The sequence below is a fragment of the Bradyrhizobium japonicum USDA 6 genome, from assembly GCF_000284375.1.
GTDB classification, from domain to species: Bacteria; Pseudomonadota; Alphaproteobacteria; order Rhizobiales; family Xanthobacteraceae; genus Bradyrhizobium; species Bradyrhizobium japonicum.
The window spans coordinates 6470079-6484044 of sequence record NC_017249.1 but is presented as its reverse complement, the minus strand read 5'-3'; the positions used below and the strand labels follow the sequence as shown (position 1 = coordinate 6484044).

Genomic DNA, 13966 nt, shown 5'->3' with positions numbered 1-13966 from the left:
ACTCATCCCAGCGCTCTGATGACGGCATCCGCCCGGGTGACGACGGCGACGTTCTGCATGGCAAAGTTGATCGAGGCGGAGTGCCAGTCGGCATTCATGGTCGAGCAGCAATCTTCCGGCACGATCATGAAATAGCCCTTGTCGGCGCCGGTGCGCGCGGTGTGCTCGACCGACATGTTGGTCCATGCGCCGGTGTTGATGATCATGTCGCGGCCAGTGGCTTTCAGGATCGTCTCCAGCCGGGTGCCTTCCCAGGCGCTCATCCGCATCTTCTCGACGACGAAATCGCCGGGCCGCGGCTCGAGGCCGGAGACCGGGGCGGCGCCCCAGCCGCCGCGCACCATCGCCTTGCTGTCGACGAGACCCTCGAACAGCGGTGCGTTCAGCGTCACGCCGGGCGCGCCGGGCTCGACCACGAACCAGACATGGATGATGGCGACGCCGCGCGCGCGAGCTGTCTCCGCCAAGCGCCGGACGTTCTCGACCACATGCTGTTGCTTCGCATGACCCGGTGCGCCTGACTCGGCGAACGCGCCGCCATCCATGATGACGTCGTTCTGAAGATCCTGGATGATCATGGCGCAGCGGCTCGGATCGAGCCGCATCTCGCCGTCGGCGAGAATGGGCGCTGCAGCCGCGGGACCGGCGCTTGCGCCGCCATTGCCGCGTTTGCCGCTCATATAGGGCTCATGACGCGGCCCGGCCTTGGTCGGGATGGCATAGACCGAATGCGTCGACGTCAAATAGAGCGTGCGGAAATCCGGGCCACCCCAGGCGAGGTTGGCGACGAGCTCGGGCACGCGGACTTTCCCGAGCAGCTCGCCGCGCGGTGAATAGACCCAGACGCCACCGGGCGCGGTGACCCAGACATTGCCATGCTGGTCGCACTTCATGCCGTCGGGCAGGCCCGGCTCCAGCTCGGAGCGGATGCCGCTCGCGAACACGCGCGCGTTCGACAGCGAGCCGTCGCCGTTGACGTCGAATACGCGGATCAGCGCCTGCACGGTGTCGTTGACATAGAGCAGCTTCTCGTCGGGCGAGAAGCACAGCCCGTTCGGCTGGTCGAACAAATTGCGCTCCACCACGAGCTTGGGCTCGCCGCCGGGCATGACGCGATAGACGCCCTGGAAGCCGAGCTGGCGCGGCCGCTCGACACCATAGACCGGCATGCGGCCATACCAGGGATCGGAGAAATAGATGGCACCGGAGGAGTGCACGCAGACGTCGTTGGGGCTGTTGAGCTCCTGTCCCTGGAAGTGCGAGGCCAGCACCTCGCGCCGCCCGTCCGGCCGCTCACGGATCAGCGACGAGGTCGCGTGCTCGCAGACGATCAGATTGAGCTCGGCATCATAGGTCATGCCGTTGCATTTGTTCGACGGGCGCTTGACCTCCGCGCCGCCGCGCCGCGCATCCCAGCGCCGCCGTACGTCGCCGGGCATATCCGAGAACAGGAGATAATGATCGACCGGATGCCAGATCGGTCCTTCCGTGAAGTCGAAACCGGTGCCGACCTGCGCGACCGGCGCGTAGGGGTCGATCAGGGTCTCGAATTCGGAGCGCAGGGTGACGTGTGTCATCGGTCGATATCCTCAGCTCACGTCAGGCAGGGAACCAGTTGCGCGCGGGCAGCGACTGCACGATCGGGCCGGGGACCTGGTCGTGCAGACGGCCGACGACCATGCCGCCCTCGATCTTGGCCGGCCTGTCGTGCACCGGCAGCAGATAGCGCGAATTGCTCAGCAGCTTCTTGATCGACGCCTTCTCCGCCCGCTTGCTGGTGCCGTGGTTGCCGGTCGTCCGCGGCTCCCAGTCGTGAATCTCGTGGAAGGGCGTGACGATCTGGTCGTTGAAATCGTAGATCACGTCTCCACAGATGGTGGCAATGCCGTCGGCGGTCTCGACGATGATGTTCATGGAGCCCTCGGTGTGGGCGTTGGCGGCATCGCAATAGACGCCGGGCATCAGCTCGATAGGACCTGTGATCTCGAGGTCGAGGAAGCGCAGCGCACTCTTGGTGTGCAGTCGGTCGATGAGATGCTTGATGTCGGGCGCCGGATACTGCGGATGCATCAAGCCGGAGACGGAATATTCGAGTTCTTTCCGGTTGAGGACGACGGTCGTGTTCATCGGAAACAGATCGTCCTTGCCGGCGTGGTCGATGTGCAGATGGGTGTGGCAGACGAAGCGGACGTCGCCCATGCGTACGCCGTGGCGGGCGAGCTGGTTCTCGATCATGTTCTCGTGGTATTGCAGGCCGCGCATCCCCAGCGTTTCCATGATCTGGTTGGAGCGGTAACCGGTATCGACCACGACCGGATATTTGCCGCCGAGGATCAGAAAGCCGAGGGTGAGGACGCGGCGGGTGCGGCCGCAGTCGCGGCCGAGAACCAGAAAGCTCGATTCCAGCTCGATATCGCCATAGTCCAGGATCTTGATCTCCAGCGCCATTCGTTTCCCTCCCTGTTCCGTTCTTGTCTGTCAAAGCCGATAGACGCGCGTTGCCGTCGTCCCGAAAATTGCGTCCTGCTGCTGGGTCGTCAGCTTCGCGGCCGCCGCACGAAAGGCGTCGACGAGCTCCCGATAGCTGGTCCACAATTTCTCGATCGGAAAATTGGAACCGAACAGGCAGCGCTCCGCGCCGAAAATCGCGACGGTATCGGTAAGGACGGCCGCGATGTGCGCGGGATCGTTGCGATGGATGAAGGTGCCGAGCCCCGAGAGCTTTGAGACCACGTTCGGACAGGTCGAAAGCCGGGCCATCCCGGCGCGCCAGGCGGCCCGGCCCGCCGGCGAGAGGTCCTCGAGCATACCGGCATGCTGGAGGATGAAGGTCACCCTCGGGCAGGACTCGGCGAGCTGCGCGGCAACCGGCATCTGCGGCGTGAAGACCTGGAGGTCAAAGCTCCACCCGTAGTCGGCCAGGTGCGCGATGTTGCGGCGGACCATGGGATCGACGCAGAGATCGGGCTTGGCCGCGAAACGATAGAGCGGATTGTCGTGCCAGTGCAGCTGCATGCGCACGCCGCGCACGAGCGGATAGCGCTTCAGGCGATCGAGTTGCGGGCGCACATCGTCGACGGCGAAGTCGGCGTAGGCGACGATGGCATGCGGCCAGCCGTGCTCGTCGGCGGTCTGTTGGACCCAGGCGGCTTCGTCCTCGAAACGGTCGTTGGCCCAGTTGGTCTGGACGTAGACCGAACGGGTGACGCCGGTGCCCTTGAGGTCGTCGAGGTATTCCCGGATCGGATAATCGCGACGGATCGGCTCGTAGGGTCCAAAGATGCGCGGCTGCATCGGACCGGTCAGCCAGGGCAGGTCGGCCTGCCGCCAGATGTGATGATGGCCGTCGACAATGTCGCTCACGCAGCTCTCCTCCGTCCCAACGTCAGAATGTGCGCGACAATCGACGCGCTTGAACCGCCATCCACGAGATCATCGACGAAACGCTCGATGGCCACCAGCGCCTCGGTCTGCGGGCGGAAGTCGGGGCCCGTCGCGAGCGGCGTCAGCCAGCTCACGCGCCAGGCGCGCCGCGACAGCTTTGCGACGGCGTCGCGCAGCGCGTCGGGTTCGCCGCGCTCCAGCCCGTCCGACACGACGATGACGGCCGCGCCTCGCGCGTAACCGCCGAACCGCGGCACCGCGAGGAAGGCTTGCAGCGCGTCGCCGATGCGGGTGCCGCCATCCCAGTCGCTGACGAGGTGCGCCGCCGCGCTCAGCGCCTGCTCGCGACGCTTGAGACGCAACGGGCGGGTGACGCGGGTCAGCCGCGTGCCGAAGGTGAAGACCTCGATGTTGGGCGCGGCCTGTACCAGCGTATGCGCCAGCTTCATGTTCTCCTCGGTGCGCGTCTTCATCGAGCCGGAGACGTCGATCAGTAGCAGGAGTTTTCGCCGGCGCTGGCGCCGCTTCAGGTGCCCGAGCCGCAGGATCTCGCCGTCGCTCCGCACGCTGTCCCGCAAGGTCCGGCGAAGGTCGGCAAACGGTCCGCGGCGGGCACGCATGCGCCGGTGGCCGCGACGCTGCGGCAGGCGCCGGGAGGCCTCGCGCGCCAGGCGGCGGAGCGCGTCGGTGGTGGAGAGCTGGGCGAAGCGGCGCTCGACCAGTGCCTCGGTGCGCGTCGCAGTGAGGCCCGATTCGTTGGCATCGTCGGAGAACAGGGGTTCCTGTTCGCCGCTGCCCTCTTCCTGGAGCCGGACCGTCTCGTCGTCTTCGCCGTCATCGACATGTTCGATGGCTTCGCTGCCGCGGAAGTGCAGGTCGAACAGCCGGTCGAAGGTGGTGCGGCGCTCGGGCGGCGGGGCGAGCGTGGCCCGCGCCGATTGCCTGATGTCGTTGAGGTCGCGCGGCCCGAGCAGCTCGATCGCGGCGAGATAGGAGGTGGTCTGCTCGGGCGCGACGGCGAAGCCGTTGGCGCGTAGCAGCGCGACGAAGGAGACGAAAATGCGGGCAGCGCGCGGAAGCTCCGGCTCGGTGCTCATGCCGTTGCCTCCGCGAGCATGATGTCGAGCCGGGGCGAGATGAAGTGCAGGTCTTCCTCGTCCTTCAGCGCCACGCCGATCGAGCGCTTGAAGGCGTCGGGCCAGCGCGCACCGCCCTTGTGAAGCAGCGTCGCCGCTTCGGCCCAGTCGACGGCTTCCGCGATGCCCGGTGCCTTGCTGAGCGGCTCGCGGCGCAATTTGCCGACAGCCGCGACGACGGCGCGCGCGGTCGCCTCGGCGACGCTCGAGGCCCGCAGCATCACGATACGCGCCTCCCGCTCTTCGGTGGGATAGTCGATCCAGTGATAGACACAGCGGCGGCGCAGGGCTTCGTGCAGGTCGCGCGTCCGATTCGAGGTCAGCACGACAACGGGACGTTCGGCCGCGCGCACTGTGCCGCGTTCGGGGATCGAAATCTGGAAGTCCGAGAGAAATTCGAGCAGGAACGCCTCAAACTCCTGGTCGGCGCGATCGATTTCATCGATCAGCAGCACGGTGGAGTCGGGTGCGCGGAGCGTCGCCAGCATCGGCCGCTCGATCAGAAACGTCTCGCCATAGATGTCGATGCTCTCGTCGCCGGCCTGGCGGATCGCGAGCATCTGGCGTGGATAGTTCCACTCGTAGAGCGCGGCCGAGGCGTCGATGCCCTCATAGCATTGCAAGCGGATGAGGCGGCGGCCGAGGACGGCGGCGATGGCTTTCGCGGCCTCGGTCTTGCCGACACCGGGGGCGCCTTCGAGCAGGAGCGGTTTGCCGAGGGCAAGGCCGAGATAGGCCGCGGTCGCGAGCCCTTCATCGGCGAGGTAATAGGCCGCCCGAAGCGCCTTCTCCAGCGCTTCGGGGTTGTCGATGCCGACGATGTTGCTGCGAACTGCCATGGCCAGTCTCAGCGTCGTGCCTGTGGCCGCGCGCCGCCCTGGGTCTTGATCGCGCGCAGCACCTTTTCCGGCGTAATCGGCAGATCGTCGATGCGCACGCCGACGGCGTTGAAAATCGCATTCGCGACAGCCGGCAGCACGGGGTTGGCGCACATCTCGCCCGGTCCCTTGGCGCCGAACGGACCGTCCGGCGCGGGGCGCTCCAGCACGGCGATATCGTGCGGGCAAATGTCGCCCGGGCCGGGCATCAGATATTCGACGAAGTCGCGGGGGCCGTGAACGGGGTCGGGATAATGAGGCTCCGTCGTCTCGTAGAGCGCGTGGCTGATGCCCATCCAGGCGCCGCCGACGAGTTGCTGCTCGACCAGGCGCGGATTGAGCGCGCGGCCGAGCTCATAGGCGGAGTCCATGCGGACCATCGCGACTTCGCCGGTCTCGTCGTCGACCTCGACCTCCGCCACGAGACAGGCATGGGCGTAGCAGGTCGCAGGCGACATCTCGCCGGTTTCGGGGTCGACGTTGGACAGAGGCACGAGGAATATGCCGCGGCCGGAGATGGTCTTGCCCTGCTTGAACTGGGCGGCGATGGCGACGTCCTTGGTCGAGATCGAGCGATGCGGCGCACCCTTGACGTGGATGTTGCCGCGTCCGTCGGTTTCGAGATCGGCGGCGTTGACCTCGAGCTCCTCGGCGGCCGCCTCCATCATCACGCCGCGTGCCTCGCGCGCCGCGGCCATCACCGCATTGCCGACGCGATGGGTGCCGCGCGAGGCGAAGGAGCCCATGCAGTGCGGACCGGTGTCGGAATCCGCGGTATCGACATAGACGTCCTCGACGGGAACGCCCAGTGTCTCCGCGCAGATCTGCCGCGTCACCGACTTCATGCCCTGGCCGAGGTCGATCGACGACAGCGCCACCGTGAACTTGCCGCTCGGGTTGGAGTGAACCAACGCCTGGCTGGGATCGCCGCCGAGATTCATGCCGATGGGATAGTTGATCGACGCCATGCCGCGTCCGCGATGCCGGGTCATCAGCGCCTCCTGGTGCCGAACACGGAGGAGAAGCGGGGCGCGCCATGCGAGGGCGCGGCCGGCCGCGGTGGAGGTGGTGACGGCGCAGGGGGCGGCGGCTCACGCGGTGGTTCGCGGGTGACGGTGGGCGGGAGCCGGTCATAGCTGGTGCGCTGCTGGACTGGCGCGGCCGGCCGGCTGAGCGAATCCGTCGGTGTCGGCGGGATCACGGCGCGGCTGCCGCCGCCGTCCTTGCGCGACGACGCTCGCTTGAATTCCTCGCGGATCGGCCATTTCGCCTTCTCGGCGGCGACCTGGACGCATTCGATCAGCGCGGTGTTCTTGGCTTCGCGCCGATGCGCCTTCATGTCGCCGTCGCGATAGGCGTTGAGGATCCGGAACTCCATCGGGTCCATGCCGACGAGGTTGGCCAGCTTGTCCATCTGGCACTCGATCGCGAAATCCATCGCGGTGACCCCGAAGCCGCGCATCGCCGTCGCAGGCGTCCGGTTGGTGAAGACGCAATAGACGTCGCCATAGACGTTCGGGATGGTATAGGGCCCCGGCAAATGCGCGGCGCATTTCACGGCGGCGTAGCTGGACAGCCGCGTATAGGCGCCGCTGTCGAAATAGGCGCGGATCTTGCGCGCGACGATACGGCCGTCGCGCATCACGCCGTCCTTGATGTAGATGCGCTCGGCGCCGCGGGGCGGGCCGTACTGCATTTCCTCCTCACGCCCGAACACATAGCGGACGGGACGCCCGGTCAGCATCGCGCCAAGGATCGCGAGCGGCTCGGTCAGCGTATCCACCTTGCCGCCGAAGCCGCCCCCGACCGTGCCGCCGATGAAGTGGAAGGTGTTGGATGGCAGGTCCAGGATCTTGGCGCAGGTGTCGACCGAGAAGAAAAGCGCCTGCGTCGAGGTGTAGACGACGTAGCGGCCGTTGGTGTCGGGCGCGGCGATCGCGCCATTGGTTTCGGTCGGCGCATGCTCGATCGGAGACATCTGGTAGCGCTGTTCGAGCACGTGATCGGCCGTCGCGAGCGCGGCGTCGGCATCACCGAAGCGCAGCTTCTGGTGATCATGGACGTCGTGATAGATGAAGGCGTTCTTCGGATAGGTCTCGTTAACGACGGGCGCCCCGGCCTTGAGCGCGTCCTCGACGTCGAGCACGACCGGCAGCGGCGCGTAGTCGATCCGTACCTTTGCGATGGCCTCGAACGCCTCGCGCTCGCTGTCCGCGACGATGGCGACGACCGGCTCGCCCTTGTAGCGGACCTTGTCCGCCGCCAGCGTAGGCTCGTCGTCCTTGCCGAAGTTGATGAGGCTGAGAAGCGTGTTGAGATTGCGCGGCACGTCGGAGCCGCGGATGATCCGACGTACGCCGGACGAGCGCTCGGCTTCCGTGGTGTCGATATGGCGCAACCGCGCGTGCGCCTGCGTCGAGCGGACCACCTTCAGATGCAGCATGCCCTGAAGCTTGTGGTCGTTGAAATAGCTCGACGTGCCCGTGACATGGCCGAGCATGTCCTGGCGCTGCGTGCCCTTGCCGATCTCCTTGAGATTGTCGTCGCGCTCGTCGGCGAAAATGTCCTTGCGAAGTTCCAGCATGACAAAATCCTCTAGGCGCTGGCCCGGCCGCCCGAAGCGGCAAGGATGGCGTCGATGATGGGTTCGTAGCCGGTGCAGCGGCAGATGTTGCCGGAGATCGCCTCGACGACCTCGGCGCGGCTAGGCTGCGGATTGCGATCGAGCAGCGCCTTTGCGGCCATCAGCATGCCCGGCGTGCAATAGCCGCATTGGGCGGCAAAATGGTCGGCGAAGGCACGCTGGAGCGGATGCAGCTTCGGGCCCTGCCTGAGGCCGTCGAGCGTCTCCACCGATCGGCCGGCGACGGTCTCCGCCAGCGTCAGGCAGGACAGGTGCAGCTCGCCGTCGATCAGCACACTGCAGGTGCCGCAGCCGCCCTGACCGCAGCCGAATTTCGGCGTCATATCGCCGATCAGTTCGCGCAGTGCGACCAGCAGATTGGTGCCGCCATCGACGAAGATCGCGACGTCGCGGCCGTTATGACGAAATTGCAGGGCGGTCTTGGCCATGACGAGCTATTCCTGACCCGAGAGGAGACGGCGCAGGTGGACGCCGGCGATCTCGCGGCGATACCAGGCGCTGCCGAGCGCATTGTCGAAGGGTGAGGTGCCCTCGGTGACGGCGGATGCCGCGGCCCCGATGGTCGCGGCATCCAGGGAGCGTCCCTCGAGCACGCGCTCGGCGGCCCGTGCCCGAATCTGGGTCGGCGCCATCGAGCCCAGCGCGATCCGTGCCCCGGCGATCCGCCCGCCGCTGATCGGCAGATGGGCTGCGAGCGTAATGACGGAGCCGCCCTTTGGCTTGATACGGGCGACCTTGTGGTAGCGGAAGGCGTCCGCGCTCGCCGGCCGTGCGCAGGACACCGAGAGCACCAGCGTGCCGGCTTGCCGCTCGCGCGATTGCAAGAACTCTTCGATGGCGATGTCGCGCGTGCCAAAGCCGCCCTGTACGGCGACGGTGGCATCGAGCGCAAGCAGCGCCACCGCGAAGTCGCCATAAGGACTTGGCGCGAACAGGTTGCCCCCGACCGTGCCCATGTTGCGCACCGCAGGTCCGCCGATCGAGCGGGCAGGGGCGTGCAGGAAGCCGAGGTCGCGCTCGGCGAGGATTTTCGCGAAGGTGATGCCGGCCCCGAGCGTCACGCGCGGGCCCGACGCATCGACCCGGGTCAGGGTCCGGTCGCTGGCGCGGATGACGGTCGAGACGGAGACGTCACCCTCGTTCAGCGCGCGCATCACCAGCGTGCCGCCGCCGAGATAGCGTGCGCCGCGATCTGCCGACAGCGCGCCGGCCGCTTCGCTGGTGCTGGCAAAAGTCTTCACTGTCACGGCCATTGCTATGCCGCCTCCTTCAGGTGCCGGCGGATCGCCTCGAAGCCGGCTTGGTAGATGTCTTCCGCGACCATGTGGACGATGCGATCGCGGTCCTCCGGCCTGGTGCTGAAGCGCGACTCCCAGTGCCAGAAGGTGCGGTCGCCGTCGGTTACCGGCAGCAGGCGGACGTGCGCCACGTAGTTGAACATCGGCACCGGCGTATCGAGCAGGCAGTAGCTGAAGGTCTGCTCGAGATCGGAGAGCGCCAGCAATTGCTCGCGCAGCTCCGATCCGTCCTGCAGCTTGAAGCGCCTGATACAGCCGATCTTGTCGGGGGAGTGCGCGCGCTCGATCGTGGAGCTCGCGACCGCCGGATGCCAGCGATCGTGTCCGTTGAAATCGCGCAGCACGTCCCACACCGCATCGGTGGGCGCATCCAGGATCGTGCTTTTCACGATATGCGGCACGGAGCTCACCCTCCGAACTGGCGCTTGAGGGCGTCGAAGCCGCCCTGGAACACGCCGCCGCCGATGTTGCCGACGAGCTCCGCTTCCCGTTCGGGTGCGCAGTCGAACTCGGCGGTCCATTCCATGAAGGTCTGGTCGCCGTCGGTGACCGGCGTCAGCCGTAACGTCGCGACGTAGTTCTCCACGCCCATGGGGGATTCCAGGATCGAATAGGTGCAGAACATGTCGTAGTCGGAAAGGCCGAGCAGCTTTTCGCGGATGCGGTCGCCGTTGCGCAAGCGAAAATCCCTGACACAGCCGATCTTGTCCGAGGGCTCGCCGCCCTCGATGCGGCTTTCCGCGATCGCGGGATGCCAGTTCGGCATGCCGTTGAAGTCGCGCACCCGCGCCCAGACGCGATCGTTGCGCGCATTGACGACGGTTGAGACATAGACGCGGGCCATGATGCGACCTCAGCTCTTCTTCCGGGGGCTGCGCTCCGCGGGCGGCTCGCCCTCGGCGGAAGGTGAGGGAGCTGCAGCCGGTTTCTCGCCGCCTCCGCCACCACCGCCGCCCTTGCGGGCGGACTCCTTGATGCCTTGCATGTCGCGGGCCTCGCGGATCAGGCCCGGCATCTTGGCGAGGCTGCCGCCCTCGACGCCGATATCCGCCAAAAGGGAATCGATGAGCGGCGCCTGGACGCGGTAGCGCAGCGCCGAGTCGATCACCTCGTCGGTGGCGCTGCGGCCGCCATTGCCGCCATGGCCGTTGCCGTTGAGGCCGTCGACCTGGAGGATGCGGATGCCCTCGATCTTCTCCATCGGCTTGACGCTCTCGCGCACGATGCCTTCGATGCGGTCGAGCAGCTTCCTGCGGAACAGCGAGTAGCGAGCCTGGTCGGTCAGCACGTTCTCGGCCTCGTTGAGCAGCCGCTGCGCTTCGGCCTCGACGGCGGCGCGCACGCGCTCGGCTTCGGCGGCAATTCGGGTCTCCTCGGCCTGCTTCTCGGCGATCACGATCTCCACGCTCTTGCGACGCCTGGCGATCTCGTTTTCGCGCGCGGTGATGACACGCTCGGTGGCCTCCGTCGCATGCATCCGCGCTTCCTCGGCCGAGGCCCTTGCCGCGGACTCCTCCAGCGACTTCAGGTGGATCGCGATCGCCTTCTCCATCAGAACGGTCTCGACCTCCTTCTCGCGGTTGACTTCGAGCTTGCGCAGCTCGCGCTCGCGGCCGATGCGGGCTTCATCCAGACCGCGATCCGACGAAATGCGGGCTCGCTCGACCTCTTCGCGCGCGGCGATCTCGGCTTCCTGCAGCGACTGGACGCGGGCGACCTCGAGCTGCTCGATCGAGCGGCGGCGTTCGATCCGCGCCGCTTCCAGCGCCTGCTCGCGCGAGACGTCGGTGGTCTCGACGTCCTTGCGTGCGACGATCTCGGCCTGCTTGACCTGGCGGTCGGCGTCGATGCGTTCCGAGCGCTTGGTGGAGAGCGCGATGACGCGATCCTCGTCCGCGATCTCGATGGCCTTCTTCTGCTCGATATTGAGGACTTCGCGCTTCTTGGACGAATTGATCCGCTCGGACTCCAGCGCGAGATCGACGCCGATGCGCTGGCGCTCGATCACGTCGCGCCGCTTGAGGTCAGCCGCCTCGACTGCCGCGGTCCGTTCGATCTCCAGCGCCTTGGTCTCCCTATCGGCCTGGATCCGCTCGGCCGCGATGGCCTTCTCCTGCGCGATGCGCGCGGCCTCGATCGCTTCGCGGGAGGCGATATCGGCTTCCTCGACGGCGCGATTGCGGGCGATCTCGAGTGAACGAACTCGCTCCTCCTGGGCGATACGGGTGGCTTCGGTGGCTTCGCGCGCGCTGATGCCGGCGACATCGAGTGCCTGGTTCCGCTCGATCTCCAATTGCCGCGTATTCTGCTCTGCGGCGATGCGCTCGGCGGCAAGCGTCCGCTCGCGGGCGATGCGCGCGGCCTCGACCGCGCGCTGGGCCTCGATCTCGGCTTCCTGGATCGTTCGCACCTGCTGGATCTCAAGCGCACGGGTGCGCTCGTCTGACGCGATGCGCTCGACATTGACAATCATGGTCTGGGCGATGCGGGCCTTTTCGGTCGCTTCGCGGGCGGCGATCTCGGCTTCGTCCACGGCGCGGGTCCGCTCGATCTCGCGGCGCCGTGTTTCTTCTTCATTGGCAATACGGGCGTCGGTCACCACCCGGTCGTGCTGGATACGCGCTTTCTCGATCGCCTCGCGGGCAGCAATCTCGGCTTCCTCGATCGTACGCATCCGCTCGATTTCGCGCTGGCGTACCTCGCGCTCGGAGGCGATGCGGCTGGTGTCGATCGAGCGCTGGTTGGCGATCCGGGTCTTTTCGACCTCCTCGCGGGCGAGCAGTTCCTTCTCCTCGATGGTGCGGGTGCGCTCGATCTCCCGCTGGCGGGTCTCGCGCTCTGAGGCGATACGGGCTTCCGCGATCGCCTGGTCGTTGGCGATACGAGCCTTCTCGATGGTCTCGCGCGCGGAAATCTGCGCCTGCTCGGCCTCGGTCTCGCGCAGGGCCCGCTCACGCGCGACCTCGGTGCGCTGCAGGGCGCGGCGCATCTCGATGTCACGCTCCTGCTCGAGGCGCGCCGTCTCGCTTTCGCGCTCGATCTCGAGGGCCTGTCGCTCGGCCTCCAGATTGCGGGAGCGGATCTTGATCATCGAATCCTGCTCGATGTCGTTGCGCAGCTTGCGCTTGGCCTCGATGTCCTCCATCAAGCGTGTCAGACCTTCGGCGTCGAAGCGGTTCGAAGGATTGAAGAATTCGAGATCGGTCTGGTCGAGATCGGTGATCGCGACGGATTCCAGCTCGAGTCCGTTCTGAGCGAGGGCCTCGGCCGCGTTCGCCTTGACGCGGGCCACATACTCGCCGCGTTGCTCGTGCATCTGTTCCAGGGTCATCTCCGAGGCAATTGAACGGATCGCGGAGATGAATTTGCCGGCGAGGAGGGCGTGGAGCTGCTCGGGCTCCATGGTGCGGCGGCCGAGCGTGGCGGCGGCGATGGACACGGCTTCGCGGGTCGCCTGGACGCGGACATAGAAGTCGGCCTCGATGTCGACGCGCATGCGGTCACGGGTGATCACGGCGTCCTGCCGGGAGCGCACGATGCCCATCGGCTGCACGTTCATGTTGACGGGTGTGTAGTCGTGGATGAAGGGCAGCACGAACGCGCCGCCGTTGATCACGACGCGCTCGCCGAGCAGGCCGGTCCGGACGAATGAGGTCTCCTTGGACGAGCGATGGTAGAGCCAGTTCACGATGTAGACGCCGACCACGATCACCACGATGGCGACGATCAGCCAGAGGATCAATTCACCGACCAGAGTCCCTGACATATTTCCCTCCCTCGACCTTCCGGCGTTATCGCGCGCCGATCGCCTTGAATTTGCGCACCTGATCCGTCAGCGCCCGCTCGACCGGCAGCCGCTCCATCGAGGAGGCGCCGTAAAAGCCGTGGCAGTAGCGGGTGTTCTTCATGATGAAATCGGCGTCGTCCGGATCGGCGATCGGTCCGCCGTGCGCGAGCACCAGAATGTCCGGATTGACGCTGAGCGCGGCGGAGGCCCAGGTGTCGATGCGCGCCGGGCAATCCTTGAGCTTGGGCGCGGTCTGCGCGCCGATGGTGCCTCCGGTCGTGAGGCCGAGGTGACAGACGATGATATCCGCGCCCGCGATCGCCATCGCGGCGGCTTCCTTCTCGGTAAAGACGTAGGGCGTCGTCAGCAGGTCCTTCTCGCGCGCCTTGGCGATCATGTCGATCTCCAGCGCGTAGGACATGCCGGTCTCTTCGAGATTGGCGCGGAACACTCCGTCGATCAGGCCGACGGTCGGAAAGTTCTGCACGCCGGCGAAACCGAGCGCCTTCAACTGGTCCAGGAAAACGTCCATGTCGCGGAACGGATCCGTACCATTTACGCCAGCAAGCACCGGCGTCCTGGTCACGACGGGCAGCACTTCGCCGGCCATCTCCAGCACGATGGCGTTGGCGTCGCCATAAGCCATCAATCCTGCAAGCGAGCCGCGGCCGGCCATGCGATAGCGGCCGGAATTGTAGATGACGATGAGATCGACGCCACCGGCTTCCTCGCACTTGGCCGACAGGCCGGTGCCGGCGCCGCCGCCGATGATGGGCTCGCCGCGCTTTGCCATGTCGCGGAAGCGTTTCAACAGTTCTGTGCGTTCAAACCGGGCCATC

13 protein-coding genes are annotated in these 13966 nt (G+C 66.5%); all 13 read right to left on the bottom strand.

Features of this window, described 5'->3' with window-relative positions:
- Positions 1-2 precede the first annotated feature (2 nt).
- The 13 genes from BJ6T_RS30640 to BJ6T_RS30580 are packed head-to-tail and all read right to left on the bottom strand — an operon-like array spanning position 3 to position 13965.
- Positions 3-1577 (bottom strand): isochorismatase family protein, encoded by a 1575-nt coding sequence (locus tag BJ6T_RS30640; RefSeq protein WP_014496436.1) that lies wholly within the window; start codon positions 1575-1577, stop codon positions 3-5.
- A gap of 22 nt (positions 1578-1599) precedes the next feature.
- Positions 1600-2448, bottom strand: coding sequence for an MBL fold metallo-hydrolase (locus BJ6T_RS30635; RefSeq protein ID WP_014496435.1), 849 nt, complete (start codon positions 2446-2448; stop codon positions 1600-1602).
- Between the two features lie 30 nt (positions 2449-2478).
- Positions 2479-3363 (bottom strand): amidohydrolase family protein, encoded by an 885-nt coding sequence (locus BJ6T_RS30630; RefSeq protein WP_014496434.1) that lies wholly within the window; start codon positions 3361-3363, stop codon positions 2479-2481.
- Complete coding sequence (locus BJ6T_RS30625) at positions 3360-4481, bottom strand: vWA domain-containing protein (protein ID WP_014496433.1); 1122 nt, start codon at positions 4479-4481, stop codon at positions 3360-3362. Before BJ6T_RS30625 ends, BJ6T_RS30630 begins: the two co-directional genes overlap by 4 nt.
- A complete protein-coding gene (locus tag BJ6T_RS30620) occupies positions 4478-5359 on the bottom strand; it encodes an AAA family ATPase (protein WP_014496432.1) in 882 nt (293 codons plus the stop codon). The genes BJ6T_RS30625 and BJ6T_RS30620 overlap by 4 nt, the downstream gene beginning before the upstream one ends.
- An 8-nt stretch (positions 5360-5367) precedes the next feature.
- Complete coding sequence (locus tag BJ6T_RS30615) at positions 5368-6390, bottom strand: xanthine dehydrogenase family protein molybdopterin-binding subunit (RefSeq protein WP_014496431.1); 1023 nt, start codon at positions 6388-6390, stop codon at positions 5368-5370.
- Entirely contained in the window at positions 6390-7982 is a 1593-nt protein-coding gene (locus tag BJ6T_RS30610; RefSeq protein WP_014496430.1) for a xanthine dehydrogenase family protein molybdopterin-binding subunit, read from the bottom strand. The genes BJ6T_RS30615 and BJ6T_RS30610 overlap by 1 nt, the downstream gene beginning before the upstream one ends.
- A gap of 11 nt (positions 7983-7993) precedes the next feature.
- Positions 7994-8470: a (2Fe-2S)-binding protein gene (locus BJ6T_RS30605; protein ID WP_014496429.1), complete on the bottom strand. Its 477-nt coding sequence runs from the start codon at positions 8468-8470 to the stop codon at positions 7994-7996.
- Positions 8471-8476: 6 nt separating this feature from the next.
- Positions 8477-9295: an FAD binding domain-containing protein gene (locus BJ6T_RS30600; protein ID WP_014496428.1), complete on the bottom strand. Its 819-nt coding sequence runs from the start codon at positions 9293-9295 to the stop codon at positions 8477-8479.
- A 2-nt stretch (positions 9296-9297) separates the two neighbouring features.
- Entirely contained in the window at positions 9298-9741 is a 444-nt protein-coding gene (locus BJ6T_RS30595; protein WP_014496427.1) for an SRPBCC family protein, read from the bottom strand.
- Positions 9742-9746: 5 nt separating this feature from the next.
- Positions 9747-10184 carry an SRPBCC family protein gene (locus BJ6T_RS30590; protein WP_014496426.1) on the bottom strand — a complete coding sequence of 146 codons (438 nt, stop codon included), beginning with the start codon at positions 10182-10184 and terminating at the stop codon, positions 9747-9749.
- Between the two features lie 9 nt (positions 10185-10193).
- Complete coding sequence (locus tag BJ6T_RS30585) at positions 10194-13106, bottom strand: flotillin family protein (protein ID WP_014496425.1); 2913 nt, start codon at positions 13104-13106, stop codon at positions 10194-10196.
- 25 nt (positions 13107-13131) lie between these two features.
- Positions 13132-13965: a phosphoenolpyruvate hydrolase family protein gene (locus BJ6T_RS30580; RefSeq protein WP_014496424.1), complete on the bottom strand. Its 834-nt coding sequence runs from the start codon at positions 13963-13965 to the stop codon at positions 13132-13134.
- Between the last annotated feature and the right edge of the window lies 1 nt (position 13966).